The sequence below is a fragment of the Bradyrhizobium sp. IAR9 genome (assembly GCF_013408065.1).
GTDB lineage: Bacteria > Pseudomonadota > Alphaproteobacteria > Rhizobiales > Xanthobacteraceae > Bradyrhizobium.
This window is the reverse complement of the sequence record NZ_JACBZW010000010.1, coordinates 224,239-246,297: the sequence shown is the minus strand read 5'-3', so window position 1 is coordinate 246,297 and position 22,059 is coordinate 224,239. Positions and strand designations below refer to the sequence as shown.

Annotated in this window: 17 protein-coding genes; 10 read left to right on the top strand and 7 right to left on the bottom strand. The window is 65.8% G+C overall.

Annotated features, from left to right (window positions below; genetic code table 11):
• Positions 1 to 12 precede the first annotated feature (12 nt).
• A complete protein-coding gene (locus GGD67_RS25650; protein WP_179736666.1) occupies positions 13 to 1,236 on the top strand; it encodes a GGDEF domain-containing protein in 1,224 nt (407 codons plus the stop codon).
• A gap of 121 nt (positions 1,237 to 1,357) precedes the next feature.
• On the opposite strand, the gene mfd is transcribed toward GGD67_RS25650, so the two are convergent.
• Complete coding sequence (gene mfd, locus GGD67_RS25645; RefSeq protein ID WP_179736664.1) at positions 1,358 to 4,876, bottom strand: transcription-repair coupling factor; 3,519 nt, start codon at positions 4,874 to 4,876, stop codon at positions 1,358 to 1,360.
• Positions 4,873 to 5,163, bottom strand: coding sequence for a succinate dehydrogenase assembly factor 2 (locus GGD67_RS25640; RefSeq protein ID WP_179736662.1), 291 nt, complete (start codon positions 5,161 to 5,163; stop codon positions 4,873 to 4,875). Before GGD67_RS25640 ends, mfd begins: the two co-directional genes overlap by 4 nt.
• Positions 5,164 to 5,348: 185 nt before the next feature.
• Between GGD67_RS25640 and recG the strand changes: the two genes are divergently transcribed.
• Positions 5,349 to 7,457 (top strand): ATP-dependent DNA helicase RecG, encoded by a 2,109-nt coding sequence (recG, locus tag GGD67_RS25635; RefSeq protein ID WP_179736660.1) that lies wholly within the window; start codon positions 5,349 to 5,351, stop codon positions 7,455 to 7,457.
• A 110-nt stretch (positions 7,458 to 7,567) separates the two neighbouring features.
• Here recG and GGD67_RS25630 read toward each other — a convergent pair whose 3' ends face one another.
• From GGD67_RS25630 to glmS, 3 genes are all read right to left on the bottom strand, one after another.
• On the bottom strand, positions 7,568 to 8,425 hold the full coding sequence (locus GGD67_RS25630) for an NAD(P)-dependent oxidoreductase (protein WP_026201943.1): 858 nt from the start codon (positions 8,423 to 8,425) through the stop codon (positions 7,568 to 7,570).
• Positions 8,426 to 8,530: 105 nt separating this feature from the next.
• A complete protein-coding gene (locus GGD67_RS25625; protein WP_018317964.1) occupies positions 8,531 to 9,301 on the bottom strand; it encodes a DUF502 domain-containing protein in 771 nt (256 codons plus the stop codon).
• Between the two features lie 84 nt (positions 9,302 to 9,385).
• Positions 9,386 to 11,212 (bottom strand): glutamine--fructose-6-phosphate transaminase (isomerizing), encoded by a 1,827-nt coding sequence (glmS, locus tag GGD67_RS25620; RefSeq protein ID WP_179736658.1) that lies wholly within the window; start codon positions 11,210 to 11,212, stop codon positions 9,386 to 9,388.
• Between the two features lie 221 nt (positions 11,213 to 11,433).
• Here glmS and GGD67_RS25615 point away from each other — a divergent pair, with 221 nt between their 5' ends.
• Entirely contained in the window at positions 11,434 to 11,652 is a 219-nt protein-coding gene (locus tag GGD67_RS25615; RefSeq protein WP_092257983.1) for a hypothetical protein, read from the top strand.
• Positions 11,653 to 11,797: 145 nt separating this feature from the next.
• On the opposite strand, the gene glmU is transcribed toward GGD67_RS25615, so the two are convergent.
• Positions 11,798 to 13,153 (bottom strand): bifunctional UDP-N-acetylglucosamine diphosphorylase/glucosamine-1-phosphate N-acetyltransferase GlmU, encoded by a 1,356-nt coding sequence (gene glmU / locus GGD67_RS25610; protein ID WP_179736656.1) that lies wholly within the window; start codon positions 13,151 to 13,153, stop codon positions 11,798 to 11,800.
• Between the two features lie 175 nt (positions 13,154 to 13,328).
• Between glmU and GGD67_RS25605 the strand changes: the two genes are divergently transcribed.
• From GGD67_RS25605 to GGD67_RS25585, 5 genes are all read left to right on the top strand, one after another.
• On the top strand, positions 13,329 to 14,714 hold the full coding sequence (locus GGD67_RS25605) for a hypothetical protein (RefSeq protein ID WP_179736654.1): 1,386 nt from the start codon (positions 13,329 to 13,331) through the stop codon (positions 14,712 to 14,714).
• A 175-nt stretch (positions 14,715 to 14,889) separates the two neighbouring features.
• The gene (locus tag GGD67_RS25600) at positions 14,890 to 15,144 is read left to right on the top strand and encodes a hypothetical protein (protein ID WP_179736652.1); all 255 of its coding nucleotides are present in this window, start codon (positions 14,890 to 14,892) and stop codon (positions 15,142 to 15,144) included.
• Positions 15,145 to 15,374: 230 nt separating this feature from the next.
• Positions 15,375 to 15,815 carry an MgtC/SapB family protein gene (locus GGD67_RS25595; protein WP_018317958.1) on the top strand — a complete coding sequence of 147 codons (441 nt, stop codon included), beginning with the start codon at positions 15,375 to 15,377 and terminating at the stop codon, positions 15,813 to 15,815.
• A gap of 74 nt (positions 15,816 to 15,889) precedes the next feature.
• Positions 15,890 to 16,045, top strand: a complete 156-nt coding sequence (locus GGD67_RS25590; protein WP_018317957.1) for a hypothetical protein — start codon at positions 15,890 to 15,892, stop codon at positions 16,043 to 16,045.
• Between the two features lie 90 nt (positions 16,046 to 16,135).
• Positions 16,136 to 16,516, top strand: coding sequence for a hypothetical protein (locus GGD67_RS25585; RefSeq protein WP_018317956.1), 381 nt, complete (start codon positions 16,136 to 16,138; stop codon positions 16,514 to 16,516).
• On the opposite strand, the gene GGD67_RS25580 is transcribed toward GGD67_RS25585, so the two are convergent.
• On the bottom strand, positions 16,476 to 18,035 hold the full coding sequence (locus GGD67_RS25580) for a beta-(1-6) glucans synthase (RefSeq protein WP_312009940.1): 1,560 nt from the start codon (positions 18,033 to 18,035) through the stop codon (positions 16,476 to 16,478). The two genes, GGD67_RS25585 and GGD67_RS25580, sit on opposite strands and share 41 nt — an antisense overlap.
• A 368-nt stretch (positions 18,036 to 18,403) precedes the next feature.
• Between GGD67_RS25580 and GGD67_RS25575 the strand changes: the two genes are divergently transcribed.
• Entirely contained in the window at positions 18,404 to 18,994 is a 591-nt protein-coding gene (locus tag GGD67_RS25575) for a hypothetical protein (protein ID WP_018317955.1), read from the top strand.
• Positions 18,995 to 19,228: 234 nt separating this feature from the next.
• Positions 19,229 to 21,895, top strand: coding sequence for a glycosyltransferase (locus GGD67_RS25570; protein WP_179736650.1), 2,667 nt, complete (start codon positions 19,229 to 19,231; stop codon positions 21,893 to 21,895).
• Positions 21,896 to 22,059: the final 164 nt, after the last annotated feature.

Below are 22,059 nucleotides of genomic sequence, written 5' to 3'. Positions count from 1 at the left end.
CAGAGTTTGCGAATGTCCCAGGCGGGCCCGATCCTGTTTGTGTCCAATGCCGAGCGGCCGCCCTTCATTGCGGCGCTGGACGAGGCCCGGCTCTTTCCCGTCGTCGACACCGACTGGGCCAGCGCAGCGCGCGCGGTCGAGCAGGTCCAGCCGGCCGCGGTTCTCGCCCAGATGTCCGGCGGTCACGAGCCGCATATTGCGCCGCTCGCCAAGAAGATCGCCGACCAGCCGCTTTACCTTCCCTTCGTGGCCCTCGATGCGATGGGCATGCTGCCTCACAACGCCCTGCCGTTCTCCTCGCGCGGCGGCAATTCCGACCGCCTGATCGCGCGGCTTCGCGCCGCCTTGCGCGTGCGCACCCTGCACGCCACGGTGCTGCGCCGGCTGCCGGAAGTGAAGGTCGCGTTGCCGGAAGGCGATCCGGCCCGCGATGCCACCGTGCTCCTGATCGGCCGCGGCTCGGCCTATCCCGCGCTCTCTGTCGCACTCGGCGAACGCGCCGGCGTGGTCGGCGCGCTCTCGATCGAGGCCGCCGCGAAACACCTCAACACCCGCGACCTCGACGGCGTCGTGCTCGCCGAGGGTTTTACCGCGCGCGTCACCGACGCCTTTCTCACGGTGCTCGCCGAGGACACCCGCTTTCGCAGCCTGCCCGTCGTCGTCACCGCGCACCAGTTGACGCAGACTTACGACCTGCCCAATCTCGAGCTGATCCCGGGCGAGCCGGCGAAGGTCGCGGCCAATGCACTGCCCCTGATCCGCCAGCATGCGATGGAAGCACAATTGAGCCGCACGCTGCGCTCGATCGATGCCGGCGGCTGGCTCGATCCGCGCAGCGGCCTGCTGACGGTCGAAGCCTTCGCCCGCGATTTCGCCAAAGCGGTCGAGCAGACGCTGGCCCGCGGCGGCGGTCTCTCCGTCGCACGCTTCGCCTTCGACCCCGGCAATTCCCGCGCCCAGCTCGATGCTGCCCGCATCCTCAGCCGCCTGATGCGGCAGATGGATTTCGGCGCCGCGCAGAAGGACGGCTCGGTCATCGTCGTGTTCGCGGAAACCGACTTCCGCACCGCCCACATGATCGCCCGCCGCCTCTCGGCGGTGATGCGTCACACCTCCAACGGCAAGCACGAGATGCGCAGCGAGCCCGTCGTCAGCGTGGATTCGCTGTCGCCGTCGGATACGGCAAGGTCGTTGCTGGGGCGGCTGTCCGCGGATGCGTCGCGAGCGGCGTCGTAGTTACAACCTCGCTGCCGTAGGGTGGGCAAAGCGAAGCGTGCCCACGCCTGATAATTATTGAAAGATGGTGGGCACGGCGCACAGCGCCTTTGCCCACCCTACGGCACCTCTCGCCCGATCCTCACGCCGCCTTCTTGCTCTCCGCGAGCTGCGCCAGCTGCCGCATGATCTCCGTCGTCCCCACGAGACGCTCTTCCGGCGTCTCCCAGTCCTGCAGGAACACCACCTTCATGTCGGGCCGCACCTTGGCGGCCTGGCCGTAGCTGCGGATGAACGACACCAGGCGGTCGGGATAGGCGAAGGAATTGTCGCGGAAGGCGATGACGGCGCCCTTCGGGCCGGCGTCGATCTTGCCGACATTGGCCCTTCGGCAGAACGCCTTGATCGCGGCGACCTTGAAGAGGTAGCGCACCTCGTCCGGCAGCACGCCGAAGCGATCGCGCATCTCCGCGCCGAAATTCTCGATCTCCTCCTCGGTGTCGAGATCGGCCAGACGCCGGTACAGCGACAGCCGTACCGAGAGATCGCCGACGTAATCCTCCGGGATGAGCACGGGCATGCCGATGGTGATCGACGGCGACCAGCGGTCGGCGGCGGGCTCGGAGACGCCGGCCTTGAGGTTGACGATCGCCTCCTCCAGCATCGACTGATAGAGCTCGAAGCCGACCTCCTTGATGTGGCCGGACTGCTCCTCGCCGAGCAGATTGCCGGCGCCGCGAATGTCGAGATCGTGCGAGGCGAGCTGGAAGCCGGCGCCCAGCGTCTCCAGCGATTGCAGCACCGTGAGCCGGCGCTCGGCCTGCGCCGTGATCTTCTGCTGCGACGGCAGTGTGAACAGCGCATAGGCGCGCAGCTTGGAACGGCCGACGCGGCCGCGCAGCTGATAGAGCTGGGCCAGACCGAACATGTCGGCACGGTGGACGATCAGCGTGTTGGCGTTGGGAATGTCGAGGCCGGACTCGACGATCGTGGTGGACAGCAGGATGTCGAACTTGCCGTCGTAGAACGCGGTCATGATGTCTTCAATCACCGCGGGCGGCATCTGGCCGTGCGCGACCGCGACCTTCATCTCCGGCACGTTCTTGTCGAGGAAATCCTTGACCTCGGCGAGGTCGTCGATGCGCGGCACCACGTAGAACGCCTGGCCGCCGCGATAGCGCTCGCGCAGCAGCGCCTCGCGGATCATCAGCGGATCATGCGGGGCGACGAAGGTGCGCACCGCGAGGCGATCGACCGGGGGCGAGGCAATGATCGAGAGCTCGCGAACGCCGGTCAGCGCCAGTTGCAGCGTGCGCGGGATCGGCGTCGCCGACAGCGTCAGCACGTGCACCTCGGAGCGCAGCGCCTTCAGCCGCTCCTTGTGAGTGACGCCAAAATGCTGCTCCTCGTCGACGATGACGAGGCCGAGGTCGCGGAACTTGATCGCCTTGCCGAGCAACGCGTGGGTGCCGACGACGATGTCGACCGAACCGTCGGCGATGCCCTTCTTGACGAGATTGAGCTCCTTGGTCGCGACCAGGCGCGAGGCCTGCGCCACGTTGACCGGAAAGCCCTTGAAGCGCTCGGTGAAGGTCTTCGCGTGCTGGCGCGCGAGCAGCGTGGTCGGCACCACGACGGCGACCTGCTTGCCTTCGAGCGCGACGGCGAAGGCTGCGCGCAAGGCAACCTCGGTCTTGCCGAAGCCGACGTCGCCGCAGATCAGCCGGTCCATGGGACGGCCAAGTTCGAGATCCTTCAGCGTGGATTCGATCGCGCCTAGCTGGTCCTCCGTTTCGTCATAGGGGAAGCGCGCGCAGAACTCGTCATAGAGGCCCTGCTGCACCGGCAGCTTGGGCGCTTCGTGCAGATGGCGCGCCGCGGCGATCTTGATCAGCTCGCCCGCGATCTCGCGGATGCGGTTCTTGAGCTTGGCCTTGCGGGTCTGCCAGCCACCGCCACCGAGGCGATCGAGCTCGACCGTGGTCTGGTCCGAGCCGTAGCGTGACAATAGCTCGATGTTCTCGACCGGCAGGAACAGTTTTGTTTCGGCGGCATAATGCAGCTCGAGACAGTCATGCGGCGCACCCGCGACATCGAGGGTCTGGAGGCCGATGAAACGGCCGATGCCGTGATCGACGTGGACGACGATGTCGCCCGCGGCAAGGCTCGTCACCTCCGAGATGAAATTGTCGAGCTTGCGGCTGGCCTTGCGCGGCCGCACCAGGCGGTCGCCAAGGATGTCCTGCTCGCTGATGAGCGCGATCTCGTCGGTCTCGAAGCCGCTTTCGAGGCCGAGCACGGCGAGCATGGTCTCGTTGCGCGGGGTCGCCTGCACCGTCCGCCAGGAGTTGACGCTGGTGGTGTGGGCCAACTTGTGGTCGCGCAACATCGAATTCATGCGGTCGCGCGAGCCTTCGCTCCAGAGCGCGATCACGACCTTCTTGCGCTGGGCGTGCAGCGCCATGACATGGCTGACCACGGATTCGAATACGTTGACGGTCGTGTCGTTGCGCTCCGGCGCGAAATCGCGGCCCTTGCGGGCACCGGCGTCGACGACACTGGTCCCGTCAGCCGGAACCGAGAACTGCGTCAGCCGCAGCAGCGGCATGTCGCTCTCGCGCTTGGTCCATTCCTCGCCGGTCAGATAAAGCCGGTCTGGCGGCAGCGGCTTGTAAATGGCGCCGCCGCCGGGATGCTCCATGGCGTCGCGGCGGGCCTCGTAATAGTCCTGGATCTGCTTGAAGCGCTCGCGGACGGCGTCCTCGGCCTGCGGCTCGATCGCGATGGGCGCGCCTTGCAGATAGTCGAACAGCGTGTCCATCCGATCCTGGAACAGCGGCAGCCAGTGCTCCATGCCGGGATGGCGGCGGCCCTCGCTGACAGCCTCATACAGCGCATCGTCGCGCTCGGGCGCGCCGAACTCGGCGACATAGCCCATGCGGAATCGGCGGATGGTGTCGGTGACGAGCTGGAATTCCGAGATCGGCACCAGGTCGAGCGAGCGCATGTCGAGCAGCGTGCGCTGGGTCTCGGCGTCGAAGGAGCGGATCGATTCCAGGCTGTCGCCGAAGAAATCGAAGCGGACGGGCTGATCGAGGCCGGCCGGAAACAGATCGAGGATGCCGCCGCGCACGGCGTATTCGCCGGGCTCGCGCACGGTCGAGGAACGGTTGTAGCCGTTGTGCTCGAGCCAGGCGACGATAGTGTCCATCGGCACCACGTTGCCGGGCGCAACCGACAGCGCCTGCGCCGCGACGAGCTCGCGCGCCGGCACGCGCTGCACCACCGCGTTCACCGTGGTCAGCACGATCAGCGGCTTGTCGCTGCCGGTGAGCGAGGCCAGCCGTGCCAGCGTGGTCAGGCGTTGTGCCAAGATGCCGCCATGCGGCGAGACGCGGTCATAGGGCTGGCAGTCCCAGGCCGGGAAAGTCAGCACCGGCAGATCGGGAGCGAAGAACTGCAGCGCGCGTTCGAGCTGCTGCATGCGCGGACCGTCGCGGCAGACCACGGCAAGGCTGACGGCCGGCTTCTTCGGCCGCGCCGCGATGGCGCGGGCGAGATCGGAGACGACAAGGCCTTCGGCGCCTTCCGCGACATTGGCGAGCGTCAGCACACGGCCGGGCGCAAGCAGCTCGGCCGGAGATTTCATTGCCTGCTTCATGCGTCGCGGTCCGCGATCGGATAGGCCTTGATGCGGGCAAACAGCGCGCCGGTGACATCGGCGGGCAGCACCTTGTCACCGGTGATGGCGGCATAGAGATCGGGATCGTTGACCTCGAGCAGCGTCTCGAGCTGATCGAGCTCGGCGTCGGACAGATTGCCGATCTCGGCATCCGCGAAGCGGCCGAGGATCAGGTCCATCTCGCGCGTGCCGCGGTGCCAGCAGCGGAACAAAAGCCGCTTGCGGCGGTCGTCCAGCCCGCTGCTCGATCGTGTCGTTCCCGTCATGTCTCAAATCCAGTCAAACGCAGAAAGCCCGGACGTGCCGGGCGGGGCTGATATAGCCATTCGAGGTGGCCGTGTCAGCCCTCGATTTGGCAAGCCTGCCGCCCGGGTTGCGGCCGCGAAAAAAGCCGTGGATGCCCGGCATAAAGCCGGGCATGACGGGCCGAAACGATCCTAGATACGCATCCATGCGCCCCAGCCTGCTCAATCCGCTGTTTGCCCCCGTGACCAGCCTGCCCGGCGTCGGTCCGAAGCAGGACAAGCTGCTGCAGTATTTGCTCAGCCGCAATGAGACGCCGCGGCTGGTCGATCTGCTCCTGCACCTTCCGAGCCAGGTGATCGACCGCCGGGCGCGGCCAAAAATCCGCGACGCGGCGGTCGGAACCATGGTGACGCTGGAGGTCACCGTCGACCGCCACCGCCCGCCTCCGCCGCGCAACGCGCGCGCGCCCTATCTCGTCTATGCCAGCGACGACACCGGCGACGTCGTGCTGACCTTCTTCCGCGCCAAGCCCGGCTATGTCGAAAAACTGCTGCCAATGGGGGAGAAGCGCTACGTCTCCGGCACGCTGCAGATGTATGAAGGCATCCCGCAGATCGTGCATCCCGACCGCGTGCTGGACGAGGAAGCGATCTCGAAACTCTCAGGGATCGATCCGGTCTATCCGCTAACGGAAGGCCTGGCGCTCGGCTCGCTCCGCCGCGCGATCGCCCAGGCGCTGCAGAAGCTGCCTTCGTTGCCGGAATGGATCAGCCCGGAGGTGATGCGCCGCTGCAGTTTCCCGCCGATCGCCGAAGCGCTCAACCGCGTGCATCAACCGGTCGAGCTGACGGACATCCTGCCCGACCAGCCGTTCTGGTCGCGCCTCGCCTTCGACGAGCTCCTGGCCGGCCAGCTCGCGCTCGCCCTGATCCGCGCGCAACTCCGCCGCCCGGCCGGCGTCCGCAACGCCGGCGACGGTCACCTGCGCAACAAGATCATTGACGCCCTGCCCTATGCGCTGACGCCCTCCCAGCGCAGCGCAACGGCCGCGATCGCCGAGGACCTGCAACAGCCGGTGCGCATGCTGCGTCTGTTGCAGGGCGACGTCGGCTCCGGCAAGACCGTGGTCGCGCTGCTCGCGGCCGCAGCCGTCGCCGAAGTGGGAAAGCAGGCGGCGCTGATGGCCCCGACCGAAATTTTGGCGCGGCAGCACATCAAGACCATCGCGCCGCTCGTCGAGCGCGCGGGAATGCGGGTCGCGATCCTCACCGGCCGCGAAAAGGGCAAGGAGCGGCGCGAGCTGCTGGCGCAACTCGAGGCCGGCGAGATCGACCTCGTCGTCGGCACCCATGCCCTGATCCAGGACGACGTGATCTTCCACGATCTCGCCCTCGCCATCGTCGACGAGCAGCACCGCTTCGGCGTGCGCGAACGCCTCGCGCTGACGTCCAAGGGCGAGGCGGTCGACGTGCTGGTGCTGAGCGCGACGCCGATCCCGCGCACGCTCGTGCTGACCTATTTCGGCGACATGGACATTTCCGAGCTGCGCGAAAAGCCGGCCGGCCGCCAGCCGATCGAAACCCGCACCATATCGATCAGCCGCCTCGCCGAAGTCACTGACAGCATCGGCCGCGCGCTGCAGGCCGGCAAGCTGGTTTACTGGATTTGCCCGCTGGTCGAGGAATCCGAGGCCGAAGGCACCGAGCACCTCACCAACGCGACGAAGCGTTTCGAGAGCCTGCAGAAGCGTTTTGGCGAGCGCGTCGGCCTCGTCCACGGCCAGATGAAGGGCACCGAGAAGGACCGCGTGATGGGCCAGTTCGCCGCCCACGAGATCGGCTTGCTGGTCGCGACCACCGTAGTCGAGGTCGGCGTCGACGTGCCGGCGGCGACCATCATGGTGATCGAGAATGCCGAGCGTTTTGGCCTTGCCCAGCTGCACCAGCTGCGCGGCCGCATCGGACGCGGCTCGGAGGCTTCGACCTGCCTGCTGCTTTATTCGGAGCCGCTCGGCGAGATGTCGAAGGCACGGCTGAAGGTGATCCGCGAGACCACCGACGGTTTTCGCATCGCCGAGGAAGACCTCAAGCTGCGCGGCGAAGGCGACGTGCTGGGCGTGCGCCAGAGCGGCCTGCCCGGCTACCGCATCGCGCGCTCGGAGGTCCACGGCCAGCTCATCACCCAGGCCAGAGACGAGGCGCTGCGCATCCTCAAGGACGATCCAAAGCTGAAGGGCGAGCGCGGCGAGGCGCTGCGGTGCCTCTTGTATCTGTATGAGCGCGACGAGGCGATCCCGCTGATCGGGGCGGGTTGAGGTTCAGGCGCGACGTCTCCTCCTCGTCATTGCGAGCGCAGCGAAGCAATGACGCATGGACACAGACCCGCGCACTTCGACCAAACTGCCGGAGCGATGGTGCGGGGCCATTAGGCCTTCTTCCGCGCGATCCCCGCGGCAAACGCCTTCATCAGCGCCGCATCCGCCGCCTCGCCGCTTGCATCCTTTGCAAGATGCTCGAACCATCTGGCAAAGCCTTCATAAATCTGGCTCGCCGGATGATCCGGGCCGAGAAAGCCGGAAATCTCCCGCATCTCGGCAACCCAGCGATAGGCCTTGGGGATCATGTCGGGCAGCGCGACTTCGAGCCGCGCCAGGACCGCGGGCTGGCTCAGCGCCAGTTCGTCGCGTAGCGCATCTGCAGCGCCCGCTTTCGTCGCCGCGACCACCATGGCCGAGCCGATGCCGGCGAGGCCCTTGACGATGCCAGCGTAGGACATCTTTAGAGCCGACGCCGCGCCGACCGGGCCCTCGACGACACGCACATCGAGGCCAAAATCCTTCAGCACCGCGACGTCCTTCGCGTGCTCGCCGCACACATAAAAGGCCGGGCTCTTGCCGCCCGGCTGCGGCGGAAAACCGATGATGCCGCCATCGACGAACGGCGCCTGCGCCGAGCCGATGATCTCCTCAATTCTCTGCACGGTATCGACGTTGACGGCGTTGCAATCGACCACGATTGGCTTCTTGTCGCGCCTGACGATCAGCGCGGCCAGCCGTTCAGCCAGCGCGACGGCTTCGCCCGGCGGCACGATCGAGAGGATGATGTCGGCGCCCGCAATTTGATTGTCATCGGCACCGACCATGCCGGCTTCCGCCGCGCGTTTCCGCGTCGCCTCGCTCCGCCCGTCCAAAGACGTCAGCACGCGCGCGCCATGCTCGACGAGGCGGCGGGCGACGGCGCCGCCCATGGCGCCGGGTGCGAGAATCGCAATGGTCTTGGACATCATGTACTCCAGATCGAATTCCGAGCGAGGCGCTCAGGCGAACCGGAGACTATCAGAGGATGCGAACGCGCGCGTGACCGACGGCCATCCCGCAGCGGAATGGCCCTACTCCACCTTCGCAGGCTCGGGCTGAAGCGCGGACGCGTTGGCGATGCGCGCGGCATTCGCCATGCCCGCGAGTGCTGCAGCCTTTTTCGGATCGGGTGCCGAGCCCGGCTGCACCACGCCTGCCGACATGATCAGCGTCGCCGCGTCCTCGGCGGTGAGGTCGACCTCGATGATCTTGCTCTTCGGGACATAGAAGAAGAAGCCGGTGGTCGGGTTCGGCGAGCACGGCAGGAACACCGAGACGTGCTCCTCCTGCCCCGGCAGGTTGCGCGCGATGTCCTCGTTCGGCGATTGCGAGATCAGCACGATCGACCACATGCCCGGCGAGGGAAACTCGACCAGTCCGACCTTGCGGAAGCTCGAGCCCTTGCCCGAGAACAGCGTCTCGAACACTTGCTTCAGGCCGCGATAGATGGCGCGCACCGCCGGGATCCGGCCGAGGAACGTTTCGCCGACATCGACGAGCGTCCGGCCGATCAGATTGGCCGCGAGGAAACCGACCAGCGTCAGCGTGAAAAATGCGACAACCAGTCCCCAGCCGGGAACGACATAGGGCAGATAGGTTTCCGGCCGATAGGCCAGCGGCACGAACGGCCGCACCACGCCGTCGACCCAGGTGACGAACCACCAGACCAGATACAGGGTGATGGCGATCGGCCCCGTCACCACGAGGCCAGTCAGAAAATAGTTGCGGAAGCGGCCCATCAGGCCGGTATGCGGTTCCGGGAGCGGATCAAGAGGCGCGGGCGCGTCGTCGCGGGGGGTCATTCGGGTTCCAGGTCGGTCGCAGCACACAAGCTAGGGTCTTCTAGCAGGTTTTGGAAGACCGCGACCGCCTGATATCCCTTCTGCCTATTCCACGGTCACCGATTTCGCGAGGTTGCGCGGCTGGTCGACGTCGGTCCCCATGACGACAGCCGTGTGATAGGCGAGCAGCTGGACGGGGACGGCATAGACCATCGGAGTGAAGGCCGCCGCCATGTCGGGCATGACGATGGTGACGAGGGACTCGACGGTCGCCTCTTCCGCACCCTTCGCGTCCGACATCAGGATGATGTTGCCGCCGCGGGCGGCGACCTCCTGCATGTTTGACACCGTCTTTTCGAACACCCGATCGTGCGGCGCGATGACGACGACAGGCATGGTCTCGTCGATCAGCGCGATCGGCCCGTGCTTGAGCTCGCCGGCGGCATAGCCTTCGGCGTGGATGTAGGAGATCTCCTTCAGCTTCAGCGCGCCTTCGAGCGCAAGCGGGAAGCTGGTGCCGCGGCCGAGATAGAGCACGTCGCTGGACTTGGCGATCCGGTGCGCGAGCTTTTCGATCTGCAACTCGGTGGTGAGCGCATCCGCCATCAGGCGCGGGACCTCGACGAGGCCGTGAACCAGCTTGGTCTCGTCCTCATCGGACAATTCGCCTCTGGCCTTGCCGGCCGCGATCGCAAGGTTTGCCAGCACCATGAGCTGGCAGGTGAAGGCCTTGGTCGAGGCGACGCCGATCTCGGGACCCGCGAGCGTCTGCAGTACGGTCTCGCTCTCGCGTGCGATCGTCGAGGTCGGCACGTTGACGACGGCGACCGTATGCACGCCCTCGGCCTTGGCATAGCGCAGTGCCGCAAGCGTGTCGGCGGTCTCGCCCGACTGCGAAATGAAGATGGCGAGATCGCCCTTGCGCAAGGGCGCCTCGCGGTAGCGGAATTCGGAGGCGACATCGACCTCGACCGGCACGCGCGCAAAGCGCTCGAACCAGTATTTTGCGACGTAGCCGGCATAGCTCGCGGTGCCGCACGCCGTAATGTTGATGCGCTGGATGTTCTTGAAGTTGAACGGCAGCTTGACCGGCAGCGCGACACGTTCGGTCGCCATGTCGACGTATCGCGCCAGCGTATGGCCGACCACTTCCGGCTGCTCGTGGATCTCCTTCGCCATGAAGTGGCGATAGTTCGCCTTGTCGACCAGCGAGGTCGAGGCGGCATGCTTGATCTTGTCGCGCTGGACGGCAATGCCGTCCTTGTCGAAAATCGACGCGCTCTTGCGGGTCAGCACCACCCAGTCGCCGTCCTCGAGATAGCTGATCGTGTCGGTGAACGGGCCGAGCGCGATGGCATCGGAGCCGAGATACATCTCGCCGTCGCCATAGCCGATCGCCAGCGGCGGCCCGTTGCGGGCGCCGATCATCAGGTCGCCATCGCCGGCGAAGATGAAGCCAAGCGCGAAGGCGCCGCGGAGCCGCCCCAGCGCCAGCTTGACGGCTTCGACCGGCTTGTTGCCGCGTGTAAGCAAATCGTCGACCAGATGCAGCACGATCTCGGTGTCGGTCTCGGTGTGGAACACCGTGCCCTTTTTCTCGAGCTCCTCGCGCAGCTCGCGGAAATTCTCGATGATGCCGTTGTGGACCACGGCGACGCGATCGGTCGCGTGCGGATGGGCGTTGTTGACGGTGGGCTTGCCGTGGGTGGCCCAGCGGGTGTGGCCGATGCCGGTGGTGCCCAGGAGCGGCTCGGCTTCCAGCCGCTTCTCCAGGTTCTTCAGCTTGCCCTCGGCGCGACGGCGCTCGAGGTGCTTGCCTTCGAGCGTGGCGACGCCCGCGGAGTCATAGCCGCGATATTCAAGACGTTTGAGCGAATCCACCAGCTGCTCTGCAACCGGCTCGCGCCCGAGAATGCCGACAATCCCGCACATGCGGATCACTATCCCCCAAATCGTCGAAAAATCGCCTAAACGACGCGCTCGGTTTTTAGCGAAAATCCCAGGGAACCATATACTCAATATTTATTGCGGATTGAGACAGCATGGACCGCAACCTGAGCTTCGCCTGCGTCGAATTGGCCGGCCTTAGACCGCGTACCTTAACTTGTTGTCAATATGTTTGACCAACGATTCCGGTGCAGGAGAGCAAAGCCATGAAAGGCTCGTCCGACCGCAAAGGTCTGTCATCGACGTACTTGCGCGCCAGCGAAACCACGGGCACGCACCTGGCGCATTGGCCGCCGCCCCAGCGCGGCAAGGAAAGCAAGCCGGTCTTCCTGAAGCACGCTCAAGGCGAGCCGGCCAAACGCGCCAAGCCGCGCGGTTGGCGCCTGACCCGCGCGATCTTCTCCGAATTCGCCGACGACGAGTAAGGCCACGTAAGAAGCCCCTCATGGTGAGAAGCGCGTCTCGAAGCATGAAGGCCCGCATCTCGCCCGCGGCCGTCCTTCGAGACGCCCGCTTCCAGCGGGCCCTCAGGATCAGGTCGGAGTGCGCTGCGACACAACAGAATAGTGCCTATTTCTCCGGTTTCTTCCCGCCCGTCTTCAACTCGCGATAGCGCGCCGCGCCGCCTTCCCGGATGGTCTGCTGGTTGCGCTCCAGCGCCATGGCGTCGTCGGGTACGTCGCGGGTGATGACCGAGCCGGAGCCGATATAGGCGCCATTGCCGATTTTCACTGGGGCAACCAGCGAGGAATTGGTGCCGACGAAGGCGCCCTGCCCGATGATCGTCTTGTGCTTCTTGAAGCCGTCGTAGTTGCAGGTGATGGTGCCGGCGCCGATGTTGGAATTGGCGCCGACGGTGGCGTCACCGATATAGGAGAGATGATTGACCTTGACGCCGGCCTCCAGCGTCGCTGCCTTGGTCTCCACGAAATTGCCGATGCGCGCGCCGTCGCCGAGCGAGGTGCCGGGCCTCAAGCGCGCATAGGGGCCGATCGAAACGTTCTTGCCCAGCGTCGTCTGCACGATATGCGAGAAGGAATGGATCACGGTGCCGTCGGCGATCGACACGCCGGGGCCGATCACCACGAAGGGCTCGATCGTCACGTCCTTGCCGAACACTGTGTCGGCGGCGAGATAAACCGTCTCCGGCGCGATCAGCGTGACGCCGGCTTCCATCGCCGCTTTGCGCAAGCGCGCCTGCATCACGCCTTCTGCTTCCGCAAGCTGTGCCTTGGTGTTGATGCCGCGCACCTCGTCCTCGCTGGTCTCGATCACCACAGACTCCCATCCCTGTTCGCGGACGATGCCGACGGCGTCGGTCAGATAATATTCGCCCTTGGAATTCGCATTGCCGATCTTGTCCAGGATCGCGAGCGCCCGGCGACCGTCGATCGCCATCACGCCGGCATTGCACAGATCGATCTCGCGCTCCTCTGTGCTGGCATCGGCCTGCTCGCGGATCGCGACCAGGCGTTCGCCCTCGACGATGAAACGGCCATAGCCGGTGGGATCGGCGGCGCGAAAGCCGAGTGCGGCAATCGCAGCGCCCCTGGCGAGCGGCGCGCGCAGCCGCGCAAAGGTCTCGGCCGAGATCAGCGGCGTATCGCCGAAGGCAATGAGGAGATCATCGACGCCGCGCGCGATCGCCTCGCGCGCCGCCAGCACAGCATGGGCGGTGCCGAGCCGCTCGGCTTGCACGAAGGTGAGCGCGTCGGGCCTGATGCGCTTTGCCTCGTCCGCGACGGCCTGGTGGTCGGGACCAATCACGACCGCGAGCGCGGTGCCGGTTCCCTTGGGTGCGGCGGCGAGCACGTGGGCGAGCAAGGTCTGGTGGGCTACCGGATGCAGCACTTTCGGCAGGCTCGATCGCATGCGCGTGCCTTCGCCGGCGGCGAGCACGATCGTGAGGCTGGAACGGGCGGTCATCGAAATCCTGTCAGATAAGGCCGAATCAAATTGGCGCGACGGGCGGGCAGCCACCCTCAAAAGCTCTTGCCTTGCTACCCCCGCAAACGCCCGGAATTCAAGTGCGACACGCTTTTCCTGTTAATGTTCCGTGATTGATTCGGGGAAGCCGGACAGGGCTGGGCACTTAACGTTCATGGCAAAGGATTCCGACCCACTGGCGGATGCCTTCGGCACCAAGGAGACCGGCGGGCTGTTCTCCGGACTTGTAGCCGAGGAAAGCGCGTTCGACCGCCGCATGATGTGGCGGCTGGGCTCTTGGGGTGTTGCGGCGGTAGGCGCCGTCGTCATCGCGGTGATGGCCAATCAGGCCCAGCTCGGATGGCGGCGCGACCAGGTCGCGTCCGCCGATCTCGCGCGCCAGGCGGAGCGGCTCCAGGCGCTGGCCAAGGAGAGCCAGAACGAGGCCCGCCGGCTCGCGGCCGCCATCGAGACACTGAACACAGATCGCGATCGGCTCTATTCGCGCGTCACTGTGGTCGAGCAAGGGCTCGATTCCGTCACCGGCGCCATCGCCAAGCAGCCCACCACCCCGCCGCAGGCCGGCAAGCCGCAGGATGCCGCGCCCACGGCCCCCAGCGTCGCGCCCGTCGCCTCGACCCCCGCCTCCGCCGGCGACAAGCCGCGGACCGAGGCCGCCAAGGACACGCCCAAAGACACCCCGAAGGAAACGGTCAAGGATACGCTCAAGGAAGTTGCAAAGGAGCCGTCGAGCCTGCCACCGCAGACTGCCGCCGCCGCCTCGCTCGTGCAGCAGCCGCTGGCAACCACTTCGGCGCTGCCGACCATACCGCTGGTGCCGTCCAAGTCGATCATGGCGCCGCCCGATCCGGCGGCGTCGAAATTGATTCAGCCCGAGTCAAACGAGAAGGCCGCCGAAAAGAAAATCGAGCCGGCGCCCGCCCCGACCGAGGTCGTCGCGACAGCCGCGAAGGCACCTGAGGCAGCCGAGAACGAATCCCCCGCCATCGCGGTCCAGCAGACGCGTTTTGCGATCGACCTCGGCGGCGCAAATTCGATCGACGGTCTGCGCGCGCTCTGGCGCGGCCTGAGCAAATCCAATCCGGAGATCGCAGCGCTGCGACCGATCATCATGATCAAGGAAGGCAACACCGGCCTCGGCATGCAGCTCCGCCTGGGTGCCGGCCCGCTGGTCAACGCCGCCGCCGCCGCAAAATTCTGCGCGAGCCTCGCCGAGAACGATCGTCACTGCGAGACCACCGTCTTCGACGGCCAGCGCCTGTCGATGCGCGGCAGTTCGGAGAAGGGACAAGAGAAGTCCCAGGACAGAGTTCAAGAGAAGAACTCCGAGAAGAGCCAGGACGCGGTCCCGCAAGCCGAAACCGCGCCCGCGCCGAGCGCAAAGCCCGAGAAGCCGCAACGCCGCCGCAGCTACTCCTCCAAGCGCTCGTCGAAGCGCGAGGAGCCCGCGCCCCCGCCTGCGGCACAGCCGGCTCCGGCGAAGCCGGAGACTGCGTCTGCGTCCGCGGGATCGACACTGTCGTCGTTCTTCAGGCGATAAACATTGCACCTGAACGCGCGGTGAACGCCGGCGTGCTTTTCCGCGCGCCGATGAACCTAAATTTCGGACCGAGAAGAGAAACCACCTGCCGATTGCCAAGTTGTCCCGGTCGTGAACCGGAGCGGCCGACATGTGAAATCGTTCGCGCCCGTCTCCATGACCAAGGGAGAAACACGTGAAGACATTGATCATCGCAACGGCCGCGCTTCTGGCGGCAGCTCCGGCGCTCGCGCAAACGACGAAATCGCCGGGCGCGTCGAGCAACGCGCCGGGTCAGCAAATGCACAACACCAAGAAGCCTTCGACGGGACCCGGCGCATCCGAATACGCCCCTGGTCACCAGACCAATACCACCGCAGGACCGGGCCATTCGGAAAGCGCGCCGGGACAGAAGATGCAGAACACCACGGGCTCGAACACCAAGAAGTGACGGTGCGCGGTCGCGTTCAGCTCTGACGGATGGCGCCGACCGGACTGGTCGGCGCCATCGCCTTGTCGAACGGCGGCTCTCCGCCTGATCGTCGATGATCGCTCGGAGTTGCGCGAGCATGCGACCATCGGACGCTCGGATCTCAGCGGCTCTTTCTCACCAAGCGGGCGTTTAGTCCCGATCTGCCGGGCGCACGCCAAGCGTCCGTCTCCCGAAACGCGCGAGCATCGATGAACGAGCTGGATGATGTGCTGAGGCTTCTCGTCGCGGCGGGAACAGGGCTGCTGATCGGCATCGACCGCGACATGAACGACAAGCCGGTCGGAATGCGCACCCTGGCGCTGGTCGCTCTCGGCTCCGCGCTGGTCTCGATCTCCGTGATCGAGTTCCAGAATCTGCGCGACCACCCGGACGCGATCTCCCGGGTCATTCAGGGCGTCGTTGCCGGTGTGCTGACCGGCGTCGGCTTCATCGGCGCCGGCGTCATCCTGCACGACGCCAAGGCGAAGACCGTGCACGGCCTCACGACCGCGGCGACTGTCTGGATTGCGGCGGGCCTTGGAATTGCCTGCGCGCTCGGAGCCTGGCTGCTGGTCGCCGCAGCGATCGCCGTCACGTTGCTCGTGCTGTTCGTTCTCGGCTGGGTCGAGCGCCGGCTCGGATTGAAATAGCGCACATACCAAATGATACGGAAGAGGTCCGCGTAAGACGGCAGTATCCGCGACGGATTTGATTCGGAGCGGAGATGACGGACGGGAAGTTTCTGGAGGAGCAACTCGCGTTGATCCGCGAGCTGGCCGAACAGGCGGACCCCTACATCAGGAAACGCCTGCTCGCATTGGCTGAGAAATACGAGCGACGGCTCGCGGACCAGAAACGGGCGACGCAAGGCCGGCTTTGACGGCCCTCGCGCACGCATTGGGCGAGCCGGATCAACAGAAACATCGCCTGCCCTGTTGCCTGCCCGCGCCATCACGACCATATTGCCGCCATGACAAAAAAGCCCTTCCGCCTCTCGCCCTACCAGGTGCAGTTCCTGATCGTCGTCGGCTTCGCGTCCGTCGGCTATGCGCTCTATCTGCGCTACCTCGCGATCGAGCTGTCGCAGGTCGCTCTCGCCTGCGACGCCGGGCTGCAGACGATGATCTGCAAGGCGCGGTCGGTCTCGACGGTGCTGTTCAAGAATTCGGTGTTCGGCATCGTCGCGCTGGTGGTCGCGACGCTGAACCTGATGCGGCCGTCGATCGTGCTGCTCACCGTCGGCATCATCGCCGCCGGCCTCGGCATCGTGCTCTACAATGTCGTGCTGTCGGGCCTGGCGATCGGCCTGTTCATTCTTGGATTTGCTCGGCCCGCGCCCGCCACAGCGTAAGCGCGAACAACAGATAGATCGTGCAGGTCCACAGCGACTGCCAATTGTCGCGGCCCTCGTTGAAGAGCACGAAGACTGCCGACAGCGCCAGCACGCCCGCGAACACCGATTCCGCGATCGGACGCTGGCCGATCTGCGACCGGTTCAGCATCAAAAGCGCGAACGGCACCACCGCCATCGTCAGCGCGGCGTAGGGGAAATCCTTGTAGCGCGGGTCGAACACGAAGCCGAGCGCGGTCGCCGCCGCGATCACCGCGGTCACCGCCAGCGTCAGGCCGAGCACGGCGGTGAGCTTCGACCATTTCCGCCCCTCGCGCGGACCGAGCAGGTCGAGGAAGGTCGGAAGGCTGCGGCCGATCACCATCGCCTGCGCACAGAAGATCGGCGACAGGATGCCGGCCGCGAGCAGCGCGCCCCAGAGCAGCCAGCCGCCGATGCCGTAGCTCTCATAATAAAGCTTGTCGGCGCCGATCCCGAGCAGGCTGCCCGCCGTCGTCGCCGAGATGGCGACGCCGAGCCAAGCCGAGAAGCGCGGCGTCCACGGCCGCCGGCGCAGCGTGATGAGCGCGACCGCGAATACCAGCACGGACAGGCCCATGCCCGCGCCCATGTACCATTTCCAGTACGGGAAATTGCTGATCGGCTCGCCCGGCGGATATTTCAGGCTCCGGCGCACCGAATCGTACAGGCCCCAATAGCCGCCGACGGTGCCTTCCAGCTTGCGCTTCCACGGCTGGTCGTAGGACTCGATCAGGTTGACGCGAAACTTCTGCGCCTTCGCCAAGCTGAGGATTTCCGAGACCACCCGCGCCTGGTTGGTGCGTGAGGGCAGCGCGCCGTCGCGCATGCGCCCTTCGCTCGGCCAGCCGGTCTCGCCGATCAGGATTTCCTTGCCCGGAAACGCCACCGCCATGCGCTCGCGGATCGCCTCGACATGGGCGGCGGCGAATTTCGCCTTCACCGGCATATCCTCCCAATAAGGCAGGATGTGAATGGTGACGAAGTCGACGGCGTCATAGACCTCGCGGTTCTTCAGCCAGAATTCCCAGACGTCGGCATAGGTGACGGGCACGCTGACCTGCGTCTTCACCAGGCGGATGATCGAGACGAGGTCCGCCGTCGTCATCTCACCGCGCAGCAGCACCTCGTTGCCGACGATGACCGCGGTGATGATGGCGGGGAATTCCTTGGTGAGGCGAATGGCGAGGGCGGCCTGCTCAGAATTCTTGCTGCGGTTGCTGGAGAGCCAGATGCCTTGCAGCACTTTCAGCCCACCGACCTTGGCAGCGATCGCCGGCACCTGGTCGAGCCCGTTCTCCATCGAATAGGTGCGGACGCAGTCGGTGATTTCCTTGAGCTGGCGCAGATCCTGCTCGATCTGCTCGGCGTCGATATGGGTCCACGCGTTCAGCGGCGTCTGCTCGCCGCGGAACGGCGCGTAGGAGACGCATTGGACCTTCTCGGCGGGATCGATCGGGGCGCGTGCAAGCGTGATCGGCGTCGCCAACCACCACCACACGGCAGCAATCGCACCCAGTGAAACGAGCAGAAGCGCCAGTGGCGTACGAAGAGAAATCGGTTCCGTCCTCCGCGAAGGGTCCGTCGATTACCTGCTTGCACGCCGTCTGCCAAGGGGGTGCCCAAAGCGGGTGTCCAAGCGGGGGTCCAAATGCCGATCCACACTCAAGGATCCGCGCCTGCCCCAAAGGAATTGGGCTGCGGCCCTTCGACCGGGGCCTAGCATCGTGACTTTGCTGGACAAAATTCCAAATACAGGTCATGGACTCGGAAAGACTTTTCCGCCGCATTGGAGACCCATTTGGACGCCATCACCGGCGCGTCCGCGGGATCCTGACGCGGACGGCCAGCGGATACATTGGGGAATTCATGCGGCAACGGGTGTTCGAGTCACGAAATGCGGTCCTGCGGCAGTTCGCCGCCACCTTGGCCGTCTCCTGCCTTCTCGTTCTCGCCGGTCTCGGTGGCGCTTCCGCCCAGAGCGGCACGCCCGCACCGGACCAGGGCAAGGCTGCCGCCCAGCCCGCCGACGCCGCCAAGGATGCGGCCCAGAACCAGCGCCGCACCGACGAATTCGCCGAAGCGGCCCAAGTCATCAACGGCCCGGCCGGCAATCCCGAATGCGTCTGGCTCGGCCGCCGCGTGGTGCGCCTGATGTGGCGGGATGACCTCGATACCGCGTTCCGCCATCTCGACCTCTACGACCGTTTCGGCTGCCCCGGCGGTCACATCCAGGCCGCCTTCCGCTGCCTGACCCGGTTCGGCGGCCAGATCGATCCCAAGGTCGCCGAGACCCTCGACAGCCGCGTGCACGCCTGCTGGATCAACCCGGCGGCCCAGCCGCAGCAGGCGGCGGCCGCAGCGGCACAGCCGGCCGCTCCCGCTGCCAACAATGCGCAGCCGCAGCCGACCGCCAGCCCATCGCCCGCGGCAAGCCCGACGCCGGCGCCCCAGAAATAGCCCAAGGTCTTAAATAGCCTTGGCCGTTTCAGCTGTCGTTCAGGAACGATCGGCCATAGACGCGGTTGGCACTGCCGCGCGTCGTTCGAAAAAGGCCATGCCCTCATAAGGACATGAGGCCATGACAGTTGTGAAACCGTGCGGCGGAGATATGCTCCCTTTGCCGCGGACTTGGTCGGATCTCGGGGTCGGATCCGCTTCCCTGCCCCCTCAGCCCCTTCAGGTTTAGCCGCGATGCGCGTTGTCGCCGCCGTTCTGTTGCTCGTCTCCGCGCTTCACGCTGGGCTGTGGGGAGTCTTGCGCGACAAGGAACCCGCGCCCGATTTCAAGGGCCTGTTGCCGAGCGTCTCCTACGCGCCGTTCGAAGGCTCGGCTCACCCCGATATCGACAACATCCCGACGGTCGAGAAAATCCGCGCAGACCTGAAGACGCTGTCGACCATGACGCGCGCGATCCGCCTCTACTCGTCCACCGGCGGCGTGGAACTGGTGCCGCCGATCGCAGCCGAGTTCGGCCTCAAGGTCACCGTCGGCGCCTGGATCGACAAGGACAAGGATCGCAACGAGCGCGAGATCAAGGCCGCCATCGAGCTCGCCCGCAAGAACAGCAACGTCGTCGGCGTCGTCGTCGGCAACGAGGTGATCTACCGCGGCGAGCAGAAGGTCGAAGACCTCATCGACATGATCAAGAAGGTGAAGGGCTCGGTCCGCGTGCCCGTCACCACCGGCGAGATCTGGAACATCTGGCGCGACAATCCCGACCTCGGCTCCAGCGTCGATTTCATCGCCGCCCACGTGCTGCCCTACTGGGAAAACTTCCGCTCGGACCAGGCGGTCGACCAGGCCGTCGACCGCTACAATCTCTTGCGCAACCTGTTCCCCGGCAAGCGCATCGTGATCGCCGAGTTCGGCTGGCCGAGCCAGGGCTACAATCTGCGCAACGCCGATCCGGGCCCGTTCCAGCAGGCTCTGATCCTGCGCAACTTCGTCAGCCGCGCCGAAGCCATCGGCATGGAATACAACATCGTCGAGGCCATCGATCAGCCCTGGAAATTCTTCGAAGGCGGCGTCGGTCCGTATTGGGGCATCCTCAACGCCAGCCGTGAGCCGAAATTCGCCTGGACCGGTCCGGTCGAGAACCCCGACTATTGGAAGCTGATGGGCATCGCGCTCCTGGTCGGCATCCTGCTGTCGCTGCCGATCCTGCGGATCGAAAAGCCGACCGCGAAGCAGGCCTTCCTGCTGTCGGCGACGGCCAACGGCGTCGGCGCCTGGGCCGCGACCGTGTTCGCGTTCTGGAACAGCCATTACTTTATCTTCGGCTCCGCCTTCGCGCTGACGCTCGGCATGATCCTGCTCGTTCCGCTCGTCCTCATTGCGATGGCGCGCATCGACGAGATCGCAGCGGTCGCCTTCGGCCGGTCGCCGCAGCGACTGCTCAGCAAGGGCAAGCCGGTCGAGAATGTTCCCGAGAATTACTGCCCAAAGGTCTCGATCCACATTCCCGCTTATTTCGAGCCGGTCGAGATGCTCAAGCAGACACTGGATGCGCTGTCGCGGCTGAACTATCCGAACTACGAATGCGTGGTCATCATCAACAACACGCCGGATCCCGCGTTCTGGCAGCCGATCCAGGACCATTGCCGCGCGCTCGGCGAACGCTTCAAGTTCATCAACGCCGAGAAGGTGCAGGGCTTCAAGGCCGGCGCTCTTCGGATCGCGATGGACCGCACCGCCGCCGATGCCGAGATCATCGGCATCCTCGACGCCGACTATGCCGTCGATCCCGACTGGCTGAAGGACCTCGTGCCTGCCTTCGCCGATGCGCGTGTCGGCCTCGTGCAGGCGCCGCAGGAGCATCGCGACGGCGATCTGTCGATCATGCACTACATCATGAACGGCGAATATGCCGGCTTCTTCGACATCGGCATGGTCCAGCGCAACGAGGCCAACGCCATCATCGTGCACGGCACGATGTGCCTGATCCGCCGCGCGGCGATGGACATGGCCGGCGGCTGGTCGTCCGATACGATCTGCGAGGATTCAGATCTCGGCCTCGCGATCCAGGAGCTCGGCTGGACAACCCACTACACCAACCACCGCTACGGCCAGGGTCTCCTGCCCGACACCTACGAGGCCTTCAAGAAGCAGCGTCACCGCTGGGCCTATGGCGGCCTCCAGATCGTGAAGAAGCACTGGCGCTACTTCCTGCCCGGCAAGAGCCGGCTGACGCCCGACCAGAAGCGCGAATATGGCCTGGGCTGGCTGAACTGGCTCGGCGCCGAAAGTCTCGGCGTGGTCGTGGCGCTGCTCAACCTCGTCTGGGTGCCGATCGTCGCCTTCGCCGACATCGCCATCCCCGACAAGATCCTGACGCTGCCGATCATCGGCGCCTTCATCGTCTCGCTCGCGCACTTCCTGTCGATGTACCGCGCCCGCGTCGCGATCAAGCCCGGCCAGATGCTCGGCGCCATGATCGCCGCGATGAGCGTGCAGTGGACGGTGTCGCGCGCGGTGGCACAGGGCCTCATCACCGAGCACATCGCCTTCGCCCGCACCTCCAAGGGCGGCCTGTCCAGGATGTCGATCGAGTTCCAGGCGTTCTGGGAGGCCGTGATCGGCACCCTGCTCGTGATCGGCGCCGGCGTACTGATCGCCTCCAACAGCTATCGCCAGATCACCGAGATCTACATCTTCGCCGGGGTGCTGGTGCTGCAGAGCCTGCCGTTCCTGGCCGCCGTCGCCATCGCCATCCTCGAGCTGAGCCGCATCAACTCGTTCCAGTTCTGGCGCGACAGCGCGATCCGCACCGCCGAGCTGATCGGCCTGCGTCCGGTCGCGCTGCCGGCCCCCGGCACGCCGCAGCCCGTGCCGAACGAGGTGCGGCGGGAGACGAACTGACAAACCCTCATGGTGAGGAGCCCGCCAAAGCGGGCGTCTCGAACCATGCAGGCCGAGCCCGTCCGGCGACCCCTGACAGTTCAGCGTGGATGACGGCCCGCCAATCGGGTTGAGCTTTCCGCCCTAAGCGGCGGAAACCGCGAGCAAATCCCCGCCCCTGCCGC